Raw genomic sequence first — 15,034 nt, 5'->3', positions numbered from 1 at the left:
GCTTAGCCCCACCCGAGCTCGTGGAGCTGGTGCTCCTCGAACCCGAAGTAGTGGCCGACCTCGTGGAACACGGTGATGCGCACCTGCTCGCGGAGCTCGCCCACGTCCGCGGACACCGCCTCGTGGGCGTCTTTGTAGAGGAAGATCGCGTTGGGGAGGAATCCGGCGTGGTTGGCGTGCTGCTCAGTCAGCGGCACTCCCTCGAACAGCCCGAGCATGGTGGGCTCCTCCGGATTGAAGTCGCGCGCGAGGACGACGAGGTTCGTCATCGCGCGGGCGAATCGCTCCGGGATGTCGTTGAGGGCGTCATTGATCATGCCCTCGAACTCCTCCTGGGTGGAAAGCATCGCTTACTGTGCGCCCGGTTCCTGGTTCGCCGAGGCGACGGGGGCGTTGTTCGCGGGGTTCTCGCGCAGGGGGCGGCGCTCGGGCCGCTCGGGGGGCGGGTTGCCGTCGATACGCAAACCGTCGCGGCCCTGCTTCGCGGACCCGGTCAGTGTGGCGAACTGACCGTTGTTGGCGTAGACGAGGGCGCAGTTCACGCTGCGGCTGCCGCCTTCCCAGGCGGCCGGGGAGTGCGTGGTCCAAAACGGCTGCAGCGCGGTTTGGTAGAGGTTCTCTTCCCCGCCGAGGTAGTCGTGGGCGGCGGCGGTACAGACGTCCCCGAGATAGGTATCCTGCTCTTCCACGCTCGGCGTGTGGTCGGGGAAGGTCTCCGCCATGGACACCACCGAGGTGACCTCCAGGTGGTGGGGCTCGCCGCACTCGACCATGCGCAGGGCGTTGGATGCGTCCGTCACGGCGCACTGGCCGGGCTCGAGCACGCGGGCCTGGTCCTGCTCGGCCACACGCCCGGTGGTCACGACCGGGGTGCCCGTGGAGTCGGTGACCTGGAGACCGCACAGCATCGTGCGGTCGCCGCGCTCCCACGCGTCCGCCGGCGGGAGGATGGAGGCGATGGAGTAGCGCCCGTTCGGGTCGTAGACGCCCTCGAGGTAGTTCACGGTCGACGCCCCGCACAGCTCCTCGCGCAGCTGGGCCTGGCGGGTCTGGCTGGGCATCGCCGCGTCCGCACCGAACTCGGAGGAGGGGAAGGCGGCGAGGTCTTCGCGGGTGGAGACCTCGAAGCGGTGCTCCTGGGTGCAGTCGGTTTGCTCGAAGCCGGAGATGGTCCCGTCGTCGGCGACCTGCCAGGTCAGGCACGCGCCTTGGTCGGCCGTGGTGAACGGGGCCACCGCGCCTTCCTCACCCGGCTGGGTGGAGGTTGCCGTGGTCGCGCCCGCGCTTGTCGACGCCTGCGCCGACGTCGCCGGGGAGGAGCCCGCCGACGCGGCGACGAACGTGTAGGAGCCCGCCGCCACCGCACCCGCCACGACGGCGAGCAGGACGGAGCGCACGCTTGCTGCGGTAGATACCATGCGAACTATTGTGCCTTACTGCGTGTGCTCGGTTGAGCGTGCCACCCGGGTGGTCAGGTGGTAGCGGTCGCTGCGGTAGACCGAGGAGCACAGCTCGACGCTCTGGCTGCCGCTGCGGGCGTAGCGCACGATGTGGAGGACGGCCGCGCCGGGGGAGACGTCGAGAAGCGAGGCGTTGGCCTCGCTCGCGGTGACCGCGCTGACGGTCTGGTCGGCCTCGGTGATGCCGAGGCCGTAGTCCTGCTCGAGCAGCGTGTACACCGACTTGTACACGTCGTTTTCCAGCAGGTCGGGCACGAGGGTGCCGTTGTACCAGGCATCGTCGATGGCGTAGGGCTCGCCGTCGCCGAGCCGCAGGCGGCGCAGGTGGATGTGGGCGGTAGAAGGGTCGGTGCCGAAGAACTCGGAGACGAATTCGGGCGGGGCCGCGCGGCCTGAGAGCAGGATGCGGGAGCTGGCGACGACCCGCTGGGCCTCCATCTCGTCGGAAAACGATGCCAGGTGCAGCCGGCTGACCAGCGGGCTGGGCGCGACGAAGGTGCCCTTGCCGCGCACGCGGCGCAGCCGGCCGGCGGCCACCAGGTCGCCGATCGCGCGGCGCACGGTGATGCGGCTGACCCCGTAGCACTCCTCCAGGGCTCGTTCGCCGGGCAAAGGGTCGCCCGGCTTGAGCTCGGTGTCGCACATGTCCTCCAGGATGGCGCGCAGCTGCGCGTGTTTGGGGACGGCTCCGTCGGAAATGTGCATGCGGGAAATCATACTCCCGGTGGTTATGACCAGCAATTGACGCGGGGACGTCCCATGCGCAAGGTAGAGTGCATTGTTGTGATTGATCTCAGGTTCCTGCGCGAAAACCCCGACGTCGTCCGCGAGTCCCAACGGGCTCGCGGGGAAGACCCATCCCTGGTCGACCAGCTGCTCCAGGCGGATGAGGCGCGGCGCAGCGCCATCGCGGCCGCGGATGAGCTGCGCGGCGAGCAGAAGGCGTTTGGCAAGAAGATCGGCCAGGCCGCCCCCGAGGATCGCCCGGCGCTGCTGGAGGGGTCCAACGAGCTCAAAGCGCGCGTGCGGGACGCCGAGGCCGCCCAGGCCCAGGCCGAGGAGGCCGTGGAGGCGCTGCAGTACCGCATCTCCAACGTCATTCAGGGCGCGCCCGCCGGCGGCGAGGAGGACTTCGAAGTCCTCGAGCACGTCGGTGAGATCCCCGAGTTCGACTTCGAGGTGCGCGACCACCTCGACCTGGGCGAGGCGCTGGGCATCATCGACATGAAGCGCGGTACCAAGGTCGGCGGCGCCCGGTTCTACTACCTCGTGGGCGACGGCGCGTGGCTCCAGCTCGGCATGCTCATGCTCGCCGCCCAGAAGGCGCGCGAGGCCGGCTTCACGGTGGTCATCCCGCCCGTGCTGGTCCGCCCGGACATCATGGCGGGCACCGGGTTCCTCGACGCCCACGACGAGGAGATCTACTACCTCGAGCGCGACGACATGTACCTCGTGGGCACTTCCGAGGTGGCGCTCGCCGGCTACCACAAGGACGAGATCATCGACCTGTCCAACGGCCCGCTGCTCTACGCCGGCTGGTCCTCCTGCTTCCGCCGGGAGGCGGGGTCCTACGGCAAGGACACGAAGGGCATCCTGCGCGTCCACCAGTTCGACAAGCTGGAGATGTTTGTTTACTGCGCCCCCGAGGACGCCGAGGACATGCACCGCAGACTGCTCGGGCTCGAACGCGACATGCTCTCCGCCGTGGAGGTTCCCTACCGCGTCATCGACGTCGCCGCGGGCGATCTCGGCTCCTCCGCCGCGCGCAAGTTCGACACCGAGGCGTGGGTGCCTTCCCAGAACACCTACCGCGAGCTCACCTCTACGTCGAACTGCACCACTTTCCAGGCCCGCCGCTTGGCGACGCGCTACCGCGACGCTTCCGGAAAAACCCAGACCGCCGCCACCCTCAACGGCACCCTGGCCACGACGCGCTGGCTCGTCGCCATCCTAGAAAACAACCAGCGGGCGGACGGCTCGGTCGTTGTGCCGGAGGCGCTGCGCCCGTGGGTGGGCAAAGACGTCCTGGAGGTCCAGCGGTGACGACGATTCAGGGCCTGTTCGAGGTCCCCGACGACTACTCGCCTCCGCCGCCCCACGAGGAGGAGCGCAAGGACTATTTCTATCAGTGGATAGAAAGCGCGATCAAGAAGGTATTCCGCGCCCAGGGCACGTTCACGCTGGTCCGCGGCTTGGATAACATCCCCGCGACCGGCGGGGCGCTCATCGCCGCGAACCACACCGGCTGGTTCGACTTCATTTTCAGCGCCGTGGGCCCGCACGTCGCGGGCAAGCGCCTCGTGCGCTTCATGGCGAAAAAGGAGGTGTTCTCCGCACCCGTCATCGGCCCGCTCATGCGCGGGATGCGCCACGTGCCCGTGGACCGCGCGGCGGGGGCAGACAGCATTGACTCGGCGGTGGACTGGATTCAAAACAGAGGCGCACTCGTCGGCATCTTCCCCGAGGGCACCATCTCCCGCTCCTTCGAGCTCTCCGACTTCAAGACGGGCGCGGCGCGCATCGCCCAGCGCGCCGGCGCACCCCTGATCCCGTGCGCCATCTGGGGCTCCCAGCGCATCTGGACAAAGGACCTGCCCCGCCACCTCGGGCGCGCCAAAATTCCCGTGATCATCCGGTACGGGGAGCCGGTCTCCCTCGAGGGAACCCCGGAAGAAGTGACGGCTCGCCTGAAGCAGGCGCTGGGAGAGCTCCTCGAGCTCAACCGCGCGGAGTACGCGGAGCGCTTCGGCCCCTTCCCCGACGGCGAACGGTGGATCCCGGCCTCTATGGGCGGCGCCGCCCCCACCCTGGAAGAAGCCAAGGAAATGTACCGGCGGGAGAGAGCCGAGCGCGCCGACCGAAAGCACGGAAAGTAGGCCGGATCAGACGTGACGCCACGGCTCATCATCAGCGACATCGACGGAACCTTCCTCACCAGCGCCGGACGCGTCACCCCACGCTTGCGTGACGTGGTCATGCGCGCCGTGCGTTCGGGCGCGCACTTCGGACTGGCCACGGGGCGCCCGCACCGCTGGCTCATGCCGGTGCTGGACCAGCTCCCCATTTCCCCGGTCTGCGTCTGCGCGAACGGCGCTGTGACGTACGACCCCGCCCGCGACGAGGTGCTGCGCGCCTTCGAGCTCGACTCCGAGCTGATGGCCCAAGTCGTCGCCGACGTCGATGCGGTATTCCGCCCGCTGGGCGTGCGCTGGGGCTACGGAGTCGAACGCGTCGGGCAGTCAGCGCTCGACCCGGAAGACGAGGTGTTCCTAGTCACCCCCGACTACAACCCGGATGCGTGGGACCCCCGCTTCGGCGTCGCCCCCGTCTCAGAACTCGTCTCGGTTCCTGCGGCGAAGCTGCTGGTCCGGTGCGCCGAGATGCACTCTGCCGAAATGTTCGACCTCATCGCCCCGGTCATCGACACTTCCGAGGCGCACATCACCTATTCCATGGACGAAGGGTTGATAGAAATCTCCAGCCCGGGGGTGACCAAAGCCACCGGCGTCTCCGCCCTCGCCTCGCACTACGGAGTGAGCGCCGAGGACGTGGTGGCGTTCGGCGACATGCCCAACGACTGCGAGATGCTGGCGTGGTCCGGACTCGGCGTGGCTATGGCCAACGCGAACCCGGTCGTGCTCGACGTCGCCGACACTGTGACCGTGAGCAACGACGAGGACGGCGTGGCGAAAGTCCTCGAGCAATGGTTCTAGGCGGGCCGCGTCCCGGGGTACCGCCGCAGAAGCTTTTGTAGCACCGCGATGTAGCTTCCGCTTTCCACCTCCCCCCACCCGAAGCGGCAGATCACCATTCCCAGGTTTTGGAGCTGCTTCTCCCTCATCCGTTCCTCTTCGATGACCCTGTGCGGGTCACCGTAGATTCCCGACAGCTTCACCTTCCCGTCGAACTCGATGCCGAGGAATGCGTTGATGGTGGCGTCGACAAGCGCGCGGCGAGGCTCGCCGCGGGCAGTGAGGATGGTGCGCTCGGCCTGGAACTCGAGGTTTGTCACGCCGGTGAGGGTGCCGCTGGCGATGGCGCGCAGGATGCCGTCGCGGCCGAGAGTTTCCAGCGGGGACTGCGACGTGCCGGCCGAGTATCCGATGAGCTCCCGGAAACCGCGCAGACCCTTGGCGCGGGGGAGCTGGCGGGCGCGGTCGAGGAGGTTCTCGGCGCTGAGTTTATGCAGGTGGCGGGCGGATTCGATGGCGACGAGGGCGTCGGTGCGCGGGTGATAGCGGTAGGTGTCGAAGAGGGCTCGGATGCCGGTGACGACGGCGATGCCGTCGACCGTCGTGATGTCCTCCGGGCGGAGAATGCCGCTGCGGTAGGTGCGGCCGGCGCTCGGTGTGGTGGTGTCGAAAGCGCGGGCGGTGCCGCGCAGTGCGAGGTCAACGATGGTGACCCACCTGTACGTCTTGATTCCGTGCAGCCGCAGCGCCGCAGGGCCGGTGACCACCGACGTGCGGCAGCGTGCGGCGACGCTTTTGATGAATGCCGTTTCCTCCCCCGAGTCCATGCGTCGGATTCTGCCACGCGTGGGGGACATTCCCTGCGCGGCGGGTGCGGGGCTGTGGATAACTGGTGGGGTGTGGATAACTCGGTTTCGTTGAGGTCTAGTAGCTAGACGTCAGCGTGGTTGCGCGGGTTGCGGCGCTCCGTGACCTGGGGTTTTGCCGGGGCGGTTTCGCTGAGGTCTAGCTGCTAGACGTCAGCACAGAAACAAGCACACAAACCAGCCACACAAAACCAACGCACAGAACCCGCGCAAAGGCATCAAAACTACACTGTCCGCATGCCATACATCGCCGCGATTGACCAGGGCACCACGACGACGCGCTTCATCTTGACAACGACCGAAGGCGAGGTCGTGGCACAAGCGCAGTTCGAGCACAAGCAGATCATGCCCAGGCAGGGGTGGGTCGAGCACGACCCCATGGAGATCTGGCGCAACACGCGCCGGGCCGTGGTCGAGGCGATGGCGAGCAAGGACATCACCGACGAGGACATCGCCGCACTCGGGGTGACAAATCAGCGGGAAACGGCCGTGATCTGGGAGAAGAGCACGGGCAAGCCGATATACAACGCGATCGTGTGGCAGGACACGCGCACTAACCACGACGGGGATCCGGCGCGGTTCCAGAAGAAGACCGGCCTGCTGAACAACTCGTATCCGGCGGGGCCGAAGTGGGCGTGGATCTTGGACAATGTGCCGGGCGCCCGGCAGCGCGCCGAGAAGGGTGAGCTGCTTGCCGGGACGATCGACACGTGGCTGATCTGGAACTTAACGGGCGGGGCGCGCGGTGACGAGGGGCACGAGGCCACGCACGTCACCGACGCGACCAACGCGAGTCGCACCCTGCTGATGGATCTGGAGACGCTGGACTGGGATGAGCAGCTGTGCGCCGAGGTGGGTGTTCCGAGGGTGATGTTGCCGGAGATTCGGGCGTCGATAGGCGAGTTCGGGGTGGTGCGGCGCCGCGGCCCGCTCTCGGGCGTGCCTATCACCGGGGTGCTGGGGGACCAGCAGGCGGCGCTGTTTGGGCAGGGCTGCCTGGATGAGGGCGACGCGAAGATGACCTACGGGACGGGCCTGTTCATGCTGCTCAACACGGGTTCGACCCCGCAATGGAGCGGGCACGGGATGCTGACGACGGTGGCGTACCACATGCAGGGCCAGGATCCGGTGTACGCGCTGGAGGGCTCGGTGGCGGTCGGGGGTTCCCTGATCCAGTGGCTGCGCGATCAACTCGGGATGCTGCGCAACGCTGCGGAGAGCGAGACGCTCGCCGCGCAGGTGGACGACAGCGCCGGCGTTGTCATCGTCCCGGCGTTCTCGGGCCTGTTCGCGCCGCGCTGGCGGCCGGACGCGCGTGGGGTGATAACGGGGTTGACGCGGTTTACTGATCGTCGACACGTAGCCCGCGCCGCGCTGGAGGCGACGTGTTTTCAGACGTGCGAGGTCGTGCACGCCATGCAGAAAGACGCGCGCACGCGCATCGCGGAGCTGCGTGTCGACGGCGGCATGACCGACAACGCCCTTCTCATGCAGATGCAGGCCGACCTGTTGGATTCGCGCGTCGCCCGTCCCGCCAACATCGAGACCACCGTGATGGGGGCCGCCTCCGCCGCGGGTTAAACGACAAAATGTGTGTCTGTTGTCGGCGTGTCGCGGGGTTAGATGTGGCCTTTTTGGATGCCGATTGAGTGTGTGTAGTTGGTGTCGATAGCGTTGTCGTAGAGGGCTGGTCGTCCGGTTTCGTGGTCGGCGTGGTTCTCGTTGTGGGTCAGGGTGGATACTTTGGCGAGTTGGTCCTGGCCCCAGTTGGACTGCCTGGCGATCTCAACAGGATCGTCAGGCAGTTCCGTTTGCAGATACAGCCACCACTCCAGCATCCGACGCTGATGCTCCCCGGATCGTCCGCGGTGGGTGCGGGTCAGCAGTTTCAGTTGGGCGTTGATGCCGCCTTCAAGGCTGTTGGTGGTGGATTTGATCCGGTTGGCATCGAGGACACCGTCGGGTGGTTCGAGGTAGACGAACAGTAGGTTGTTTCGCCACAGGTGGTTGAGGCTGTTGTAGGCCTTGCGGGTGCGTTCATGCGTCCATGACCAGGTGCGTTGCCGTGTCGCCGGGTCGGTTGTCCACGTTTTCTGGTTCATCCAGTCGCGGTAGACGTTGCCGTATTCGTGTAGCTGCGCACCCCACGCGGCCGCCTCGTCAAGATCGGTGATCTTCGTGAGGTTGAGCGCGAGCTGGTAGATCGCTCGTCCTGCATCGGTGCGTGGGCGTGAGGTGGTGTGTCGGCGTACCACGCGTTGGGCGTGGACGAGGCAGCGCTGCACTTTCGTTGTGGGCCAGCATGTCTTGATTGCGCTGGCAGCGCCTTGGCCGCCGTCGATGACAGCGATCAGGGGCGCGGGGATACGTTCGAGGAGCTTTTGGTAGTCGCCGGTGGTCTCACGTGTGCACCAGTGCCAGGCGATGACGTGATCCAAGGTGGCGGCTACGATGAGACACCCGCCGGCGGTGTAGGTGCCGTCGATGAAGACCTGGTCGTAGACCCGGCCTTCGTGCCCGATCGTGGGATCGGGGACATCAACTAGCCAGAAGTATTCAAACCGGCGTTGCAGGGTACGCGGATGACACCCTGCTTCGGCAGCAGCGGTTCTCAAGCTCGCACCGGTCGTGAGGTGGGCGATAAATGCTGCGAAGGCTGCGGAGTTGGTGATATCGGGGCGCTGCTTGGTGGTGGAAGCGCCGCAGATTTTGCACCGCCACCGGGTGCGGTTGGCGGAGGTCTTCCCGTTGCGTTTCGTCTCGCCGCCGCACACCTGGCATCGGGGTTGGTTCTTCGGCATTGATCAAGCCAACACCGGCGCCTACCACACGCTGCTGTCACACCCCAATATTTCGCCGCCCTGGGACGGATATAAGCTCCAAGATCATATACTTTCCGGATTACCGCTGATCAACCCAAACAAATCGATGAATCCGGACACACATTTTGTCGTTTAACCCTCCGCCGCCGCCATCGGGGCAGGCCTTGTCACAGCTCCCCTCGCGCTGGGGGAGTTGACAACCTGGCACAGCACAATGGCCGGCCCCGTAAGGGACCGGCTCATGCAGCAATGGGAGAACGCGGTGACGCGCTCCTACAACCTGGGTTAGCTGATCTGCTCGCGCAGCGCGCTCAGATCGATGTCGATGGCGTTGCTCGACGGGTTGTAGGTGATGGACCCGCCCTCGAAATCAACCTTGACCAGGTCCTCGGCGGGGTTGTACTCCTGGGAGGTCGGCAGGCCGAGCGGGCCGAGGTCGAGGCCCTGCTGCAGCCAGGCGTCGGCGATCTTGCCGGCCAGGGTGTAGATCTCGCCCTGGTTGTTCTGGATGCCGATGCCGCCGGAGTAGAAGGCGAAGGTGTTGCCGCCGACGCCCGCTGCCACGCCATCCAGCGCGCCCAGGATGGGTTCGAACTGCTTCCACGTGTCCACGGCGTCCTGGCCGCCGACGAATTTGAGAATCGGTCCGACGTAGGGGCGCAGCGAGGACAGTGTCAGGCCCGGGATGATCTCGGTGTCGCCGATCTTGGTCACGCTCTCGGGGGTCGCGCCGGAGCGCAGCATGTACAGGATGACCACGCCGGCGATGGTGCCCGCGGCAGCCGCGATGGCGGTCGGGTCGCCGGCTGCCAGCTTCTCAAGCGAGACCTTCGCCAGCGGGCTTCCCTCGGAGCTGGTGATCGTCGTGAGGGTTCCGTCCGGTGCCGTGATGGAGCCGGAGTTCTTGTTTCCGGAGTCCACGGGGGCGGGCTGGTTGACCACCGCTCCGGTACGTAGCTGGATGTACTTGGCGTTGGCGGCCGTGCGAATCGCGCCCATCTGGTTGTACAGGTACTGGCCCGGGCAGGCGTTGAAGTGGAAGTCGCGGTGGGCGTTGATGGTGGGGAAGGTGCCGGTCTGGCCGGCGGCGTAGCGGCTGCCGGAGAAGTTGCCGCTGGCGGTGAGCCGGACGGTGCCGAGCGGGTTGATGTTGGCCTGGGCGGCCTTCCAGCCGATGATTTCGCCCATGGCCCGGATGCCCGCCGCGGTGGGCTGGACCGTGTCGTAGTTGCCCAGCATGGACACGCCCCACGTGTTGCTGTTGAAGGACCCGACGTGCGCGCCCATCGGGCCGCGGTCGAGACCGCCCGCGCGGCCCTCGTAGATGTTGCCGTACTTGTCCACCATGGCGTTGTACCCCACGTCGCCCCAGCCCAGGCTGAGGTGGTACGCCTGAATGCCGCGCACGATGCCCGGGGCCGCAGCCTCCGTGTAGTTGTTGGAGCCGGCGGTGTGGTGGACCGTGATCGCCTTGGTCGGCTCCGTGTAGTACGGGGTCCGGCCGGAGTTCTGCGCGCCCCAGGCGGCGCGGGTGACCACCTTCGGCATGGCCTGCGCATAGTTGGCCACCGGGGAGATGTCGCCCTGGACGGTCCCCTCGCCGCCGTCGATGAACACGGCCTCGATGTCGTTGGCCGTGGTCGGGGCCTCGGATTCGGTCCGGCCGCCCTCCAGCAGGTCGACGTTGCCCGTGGACACCTGGATGCGGGTGGTCGGCTCGACGTAAATCGGGTCGGTGCCCTGCTTCACCGAGTCCACCTCGTTGTCGGCCGGATCCATGCGGTACCACTCGGACCACGTGCCGTCGGCACGCTCGGCGCGGACGAACGCGACGATGTCGCGCTCGCCCTCCCAGGTCAGGGCGACCATGGAGAAGGGCTGCTCGCGGGTGAACTCCTTGACCACGCGGTGCTCGGTCTGCTCGACGCCCTGGGTCATCACGGCGGCGTCGTCGACGGCGATGTTCTCGCCGGCGCCCAGGGATTCGGAGGCAAGGTCGACGGAGACGTCACCGCCCCCGAGGGACTGGACATTCATGATCTGATTCCCGCCGAAGGCGGCTGCGGCGATAAGGGCCACCGACATCAGGGCGGCCAGGACCGGGTTCTTTCCCGGCGCGGGCCGGGTGAGGCGTCGACGTTGTTGCACGGTAGGGGCTCCTGTTGCGAGTGTGAAAATAGTTAATCACTGGGCATTGTAGGGGAGAAAGAACCTTAAAGGAAGTATTGAGACTTTAGGGTTCCCAGCGTGTCGCGGCGGCGGGCGTCGATACGCGAATGTGCGAAAATGAGCGCCATGACTTACGACCTCATCGTTGTTGGGTCCGGCTTCTTCGGGCTCACCGTCGCCGAACAGGCCGCGAGCGAGCTGGGCAAGCGCGTGCTCGTGGTGGAAAAGCGCGGCCACATCGGCGGCAACGCGTACTCCGAAAAGGACCCCGACACCGGCATCGAGGTGCACAAATACGGCGCCCACCTGTTCCACACCTCCAACCGGCGCGTGTGGGACTACGTCAACCGCTTCACCGACTTCACGGACTACCAGCACCGCGTCTTCGCCATGCACGACGGCACCGCCTACCAGTTCCCGATGGGCCTCGGCCTGATCAACCAGTTCTTTGGTCGCTACTACTCGCCCGACGAGGCCCGCGCGCTCATCGAGGCGCAGCGCGAAGGCAAGGATCCCGCCGCGGCGACGAACCTGGAGGAGCGCGGCATCGCGCTCATCGGCAAGCCGCTGTACGACGCCTTTGTCAAGCACTACACCGCCAAGCAGTGGCAGACCGACCCGACCGACCTGCCGCCGGAGATCATCTCGCGCCTGCCGGTGCGCTACACCTTCAACAACCGCTACTTCAACGACACCTGGGAGGGCCTGCCTGTCGAGGGCTACGCCGCCTGGCTGGAGAAGATGGCCGAGCACGAGCTCATCGACGTCAAGCTCGACACCGACTGGTTCGACGTCCGCGAGCAAATCCGCGCCGAGTCCCCGGATGCCCCGGTGGTCTACACCGGCCCGCTGGACCGCTACTTCGACTACTCCGAGGGCCGCCTCGGCTGGCGCACCCTCGACTTCGAGCAGGAAGTGCTGGACACCGGCGACTTCCAGGGCACCCCGGTGATGAACTACAACGACGCCGACGTCCCGTACACCCGCATTCACGAGTTCCGCCACTTCCACCCGGAGCGCGACTACGGCGACGACAAGACGGTCATCGTCAAGGAGTACTCCCGCTTCGCCGAGGACGACGACGAGGTCTACTACCCGATCAACACCCCGGAAGACCGAGCCAAGCTCGAAGCGTATCGACGCCTCGCCGCCGACGAATCCCGCACCAACAAGGTCCTCTTCGGTGGCCGCCTGGGCACCTACCAATACCTGGACATGCACATGGCTATCGGCGCTGCGCTCTCCGTCTTCGACAACCACGTCCGGCCGTACTTCGAGGACGGCAAGGAGATCGACCAGCCGCGCGGGCACTAGCGTCGATGGAGACCCGTTTCACGGTTGGCTATCCGTCCGCGTGGCGGGCTTACTCTGGTTACGTCGATTCCCTTCCAGGTAGAGCCTGGAAGGAAGATTTGCACACTTTACCAGTCATCGAAAACTCTCTGCCTTAGCGTTTTATCGATGCTTCTTTGACTTAAAGGGGCTAAGCGGTCATACAGGTCGTCCCACCAGCGATCTGACCCTGTGAGCTCGACTAAGGACTCATCGAGGATATTTCTTAGTCCCACTTCCACGAACCCGGTACGAGCAATGTACCGGGCCGCGAGGTTCGCGTTCCATACGTATGCCCTCTTGGCCTTAGCTAAGTCGCCTTGAGTGTGGTGAAGAAATGGATCCAGCCGTGCTCCGTCGAAGATCCCCGCGAGCTCATAGCTGGCTGGATCAATGAACATTTTTCCCCTTAAAAACGAAGCGCCGACCAGGTTGTGGAGAATAACCACGCCTCCTGGCCAGCTGATAGTTAAAAACTTAGCGAGCCGAGCAGGCGCGCGCAAGACCTAGTTCAAGGTGACTTGAAATCCACGCGCTCTCGTAGTTCACCTCGGGCGCTCAGACTTCTTAAGGCGTTTTCCGGCGCAGGCTCACTGCGCCGAGCGCGACGAATGCCGCGCAGAATCCAGAAAGAATGGCGATATCAGTTACCAGATCGCCTTCGGGAAACGCAGACGGGGTAGGAGCGTTGCTTAACGCGAGCATCGCGTCGACGACGTAGCTGATCGGCATGGTGTGCGAGAGCAACTCGAGGGCATGCGGCATTTCTTCCCGGGGCACGATAACGCCACAGAGCAGGAATTGGGGAACGATAGCAGCGGGGACGAATTGCATAACCTGGAACTCCGTACGGGCAAAAGCAGACGCCAACAATCCTGCGGTGGTGCCGGTAAGAGCGCTGAGCAAAGCGACCGCAACGAACGCAGCGAGTGATCCCTCGATATCCAAGTCGAGTAGCCGGGTGCAAACAACAACGGTGATCAGCGTTTGTGCGACCGCAACCAGGCTGAAGGTCAGCGTGTAACCACCGATGATGTCGATCCGGCGCACCGGCATTGTGAGCGCTCGTTCCAGTGTTCCGGAACTGCGCTCGCGAAGCGTGGTCACGGATGCGACAAGGAACATGACGAGGAACGGAAACACCCCGAGGACTGCGTGCGCGATGCGGTCAAATAATCCAGTGTTGCTCAAGATCCAATACAGCAAGGACATTAAGACAGCTGGCAACACGAAGATGAGTGCGAGAGTTCGTGGGTCCCGTCGCAACTGGTTGCCGACCCGCTTGGCCACTGCAAAACTTGCCCTCATTTGGTCATCGCCTCCACGAATGCCGCTTCAAGCGTTGCTGCACCGGTTTCGCGTTTGATGGTTTCCGGGTGCGTGTGGCTCACCTTGCCGTCGCGAATGAACAATAGGTTGTCGCAGTGCTCGGCTTCATCCAGGATGTGGCTCGAGATAATCAGCGTGGTGCCCTTGTGAGCCAGCTCCTTGAACAGGTCCCACATCTGGGCTCGCAGGATGGGGTCGAGGCCGACCGTTGGCTCGTCGAGGACAACAAGTTCCGGATCTGGCAGTAGGGCGACCGCAAGACTTACGCGGCTGCGTTGACCACCGCTGAGCTTGCGCACCGGCTCGTCGATCTTGGCGGTCAGATCGAGCTGGTCGACCACTCCGTCGATTCGGTTGCGCCGAAGCCCGTAAATGTCTGCGACATAGCTAAGGTTCTCTCGCACGGAGAGTTCGTCGAACACGCTAGCTTGCTGGGTTGCGTACGTGACCTTGGTGCGCAGTTGACGATGACCTGCGGGCAGTCCAAGCACGTGCACAGTGCCGTCGACACGAGCCTGCGTGCCAACGATCATGCGCATCAACGTGGTCTTGCCTGATCCTGAAGGGCCGACAAGCGCGCTTATCGAACCTCGAGGCAAGGTGAAGGAAACAGGCTGGAGGATTCGGGCTCGCGCGTTCCGCATAGCAACTGCGGGAGTATCTGGGTCTGGTTTCATAGTGAAAGTGTCACCGTTCGCCAGCTAGTGTTTCCAGCATGGTGAATAAACGCCGCGGTCGCCCGAGCGAACCATCGGAGCGTCGAGAACTCATTCTTCATGCAGCTAGGATGCAGTTTCTCCAGAATGGATATGCAGGCACGACGCTTCGAGCAATCGCAGCTGAAGCAGACGTGGATCACGCTTTGGTGAATTATTATTTTGGCAGCAAAGATGCGTTGTTTTGCGAAGCGGTGCTCGATGGGTTGAGCGCGTCCGCGATATTGCGCTCAGTAAGTTCGGTCCCGGAACTCCCGCCTGGCCAGTTCCCTCAACTGCTTGCCCGCACGTTCGTTGCCTATTGCGAGTCGTCTCCCTTTCAAGAGCGAGTACTGCCAGCGTTTCGATACGCAATGAAAGACGACGACACCAGGGTAATCGTAACCGGCTACTTCGAGCGTGAAATTCTTGCCAGTGCCGAAGAACTCCTTCTCGGATTACGGGCACAGCATCCGGGCCACCCTCGGCTGAGCACCGCCGACGCGGTAGTGCAGAACTCGATTGTCCTGCTGGGGGCTCTGGTGTCGCGTTATGTGCTGCAGGTGCAGCCCCACGCGTCAATTTCACCCGATCAATTCGCTTCAGTTCTGGCACGCCTGATTCGAGTGTCGCTCCTGTGATTGCCCTGGGGCGGCAGCGAAACTCTCG

The 15,034-nt window shown here is 64.8% G+C and carries 16 protein-coding genes; 7 read left to right on the top strand and 9 right to left on the bottom strand.

The window, feature by feature from the left end:
* Positions 1–2 precede the first annotated feature (2 nt).
* From BLS40_RS07235 to BLS40_RS07225, 3 genes are read right to left on the bottom strand one after another with little or no spacing between them, the layout of a single operon-like run.
* The gene (locus BLS40_RS07235; RefSeq protein ID WP_092150651.1) at positions 3–347 is read right to left on the bottom strand and encodes a metallopeptidase family protein; all 345 of its coding nucleotides are present in this window, start codon (positions 345–347) and stop codon (positions 3–5) included.
* A gap of 3 nt (positions 348–350) precedes the next feature.
* Complete coding sequence (locus BLS40_RS07230) at positions 351–1,418, bottom strand: septum formation family protein (RefSeq protein WP_172808011.1); 1,068 nt, start codon at positions 1,416–1,418, stop codon at positions 351–353.
* A 15-nt stretch (positions 1,419–1,433) separates the two neighbouring features.
* Entirely contained in the window at positions 1,434–2,165 is a 732-nt protein-coding gene (locus tag BLS40_RS07225; RefSeq protein ID WP_092152222.1) for a GntR family transcriptional regulator, read from the bottom strand.
* A 78-nt stretch (positions 2,166–2,243) separates the two neighbouring features.
* On the opposite strand from BLS40_RS07225, the gene serS reads away from it, so the two are divergent.
* The 3 genes from serS to BLS40_RS07210 are packed head-to-tail and all read left to right on the top strand — an operon-like array spanning position 2,244 to position 5,173.
* Entirely contained in the window at positions 2,244–3,503 is a 1,260-nt protein-coding gene (gene serS / locus BLS40_RS07220; RefSeq protein ID WP_092150648.1) for a serine--tRNA ligase, read from the top strand.
* Complete coding sequence (locus BLS40_RS07215) at positions 3,500–4,336, top strand: lysophospholipid acyltransferase family protein (RefSeq protein ID WP_006840407.1); 837 nt, start codon at positions 3,500–3,502, stop codon at positions 4,334–4,336. The genes serS and BLS40_RS07215 overlap by 4 nt, the downstream gene beginning before the upstream one ends.
* 12 nt (positions 4,337–4,348) lie before the next feature.
* Positions 4,349–5,173 carry a Cof-type HAD-IIB family hydrolase gene (locus BLS40_RS07210; protein WP_092150646.1) on the top strand — a complete coding sequence of 275 codons (825 nt, stop codon included), beginning with the start codon at positions 4,349–4,351 and terminating at the stop codon, positions 5,171–5,173.
* Here BLS40_RS07210 and BLS40_RS07205 read toward each other — a convergent pair.
* The gene (locus tag BLS40_RS07205) at positions 5,170–5,979 is read right to left on the bottom strand and encodes a hypothetical protein (RefSeq protein ID WP_092150643.1); all 810 of its coding nucleotides are present in this window, start codon (positions 5,977–5,979) and stop codon (positions 5,170–5,172) included. The genes BLS40_RS07210 and BLS40_RS07205 overlap by 4 nt on opposite strands.
* Before the next feature lie 276 nt (positions 5,980–6,255).
* On the opposite strand from BLS40_RS07205, the gene glpK reads away from it, so the two are divergent.
* Positions 6,256–7,599 carry a glycerol kinase GlpK gene (gene glpK, locus BLS40_RS07200; RefSeq protein WP_231908414.1) on the top strand — a complete coding sequence of 448 codons (1,344 nt, stop codon included), beginning with the start codon at positions 6,256–6,258 and terminating at the stop codon, positions 7,597–7,599.
* Between the two features lie 38 nt (positions 7,600–7,637).
* Here the strand turns inward: glpK and BLS40_RS07195 are convergent, their stop codons facing one another.
* Complete coding sequence (locus BLS40_RS07195; protein WP_092148108.1) at positions 7,638–8,819, bottom strand: IS1249 family transposase; 1,182 nt, start codon at positions 8,817–8,819, stop codon at positions 7,638–7,640.
* On the opposite strand from BLS40_RS07195, the gene BLS40_RS11080 reads away from it, so the two are divergent.
* Positions 8,704–8,976 carry a hypothetical protein gene (locus BLS40_RS11080; RefSeq protein ID WP_172807979.1) on the top strand — a complete coding sequence of 91 codons (273 nt, stop codon included), beginning with the start codon at positions 8,704–8,706 and terminating at the stop codon, positions 8,974–8,976. The genes BLS40_RS07195 and BLS40_RS11080 overlap by 116 nt on opposite strands.
* A 149-nt stretch (positions 8,977–9,125) precedes the next feature.
* Here BLS40_RS11080 and BLS40_RS07190 read toward each other — a convergent pair whose 3' ends face one another.
* The gene (locus BLS40_RS07190) at positions 9,126–10,988 is read right to left on the bottom strand and encodes an N-acetylmuramoyl-L-alanine amidase (RefSeq protein ID WP_231908413.1); all 1,863 of its coding nucleotides are present in this window, start codon (positions 10,986–10,988) and stop codon (positions 9,126–9,128) included.
* 147 nt (positions 10,989–11,135) lie between these two features.
* Here BLS40_RS07190 and glf point away from each other — a divergent pair, with 147 nt between their 5' ends.
* Positions 11,136–12,323, top strand: a complete 1,188-nt coding sequence (gene glf / locus BLS40_RS07185) for a UDP-galactopyranose mutase (protein WP_092152221.1) — start codon at positions 11,136–11,138, stop codon at positions 12,321–12,323.
* Between the two features lie 107 nt (positions 12,324–12,430).
* On the opposite strand, the gene BLS40_RS07180 is transcribed toward glf, so the two are convergent.
* The 3 genes from BLS40_RS07180 to BLS40_RS07170 form a co-directional block, all read right to left on the bottom strand.
* Positions 12,431–12,790, bottom strand: coding sequence for a hypothetical protein (locus BLS40_RS07180; protein ID WP_092150637.1), 360 nt, complete (start codon positions 12,788–12,790; stop codon positions 12,431–12,433).
* A gap of 118 nt (positions 12,791–12,908) precedes the next feature.
* A complete protein-coding gene (locus BLS40_RS07175; RefSeq protein ID WP_231908412.1) occupies positions 12,909–13,649 on the bottom strand; it encodes an ABC transporter permease in 741 nt (246 codons plus the stop codon).
* Positions 13,646–14,314 carry an ABC transporter ATP-binding protein gene (locus BLS40_RS07170; RefSeq protein ID WP_231908554.1) on the bottom strand — a complete coding sequence of 223 codons (669 nt, stop codon included), beginning with the start codon at positions 14,312–14,314 and terminating at the stop codon, positions 13,646–13,648. Before BLS40_RS07170 ends, BLS40_RS07175 begins: the two co-directional genes overlap by 4 nt.
* Before the next feature lie 71 nt (positions 14,315–14,385).
* Between BLS40_RS07170 and BLS40_RS07165 the strand changes: the two genes are divergently transcribed.
* The gene (locus BLS40_RS07165; RefSeq protein ID WP_092150628.1) at positions 14,386–15,006 is read left to right on the top strand and encodes a TetR/AcrR family transcriptional regulator; all 621 of its coding nucleotides are present in this window, start codon (positions 14,386–14,388) and stop codon (positions 15,004–15,006) included.
* Positions 15,007–15,034 lie beyond the last annotated feature (28 nt).

This window comes from Corynebacterium mycetoides (assembly GCF_900103625.1).
GTDB classification, from domain to species: domain Bacteria; phylum Actinomycetota; class Actinomycetes; order Mycobacteriales; family Mycobacteriaceae; genus Corynebacterium; species Corynebacterium mycetoides.
This window is presented reverse-complemented; position numbering and strand designations above follow the sequence as displayed.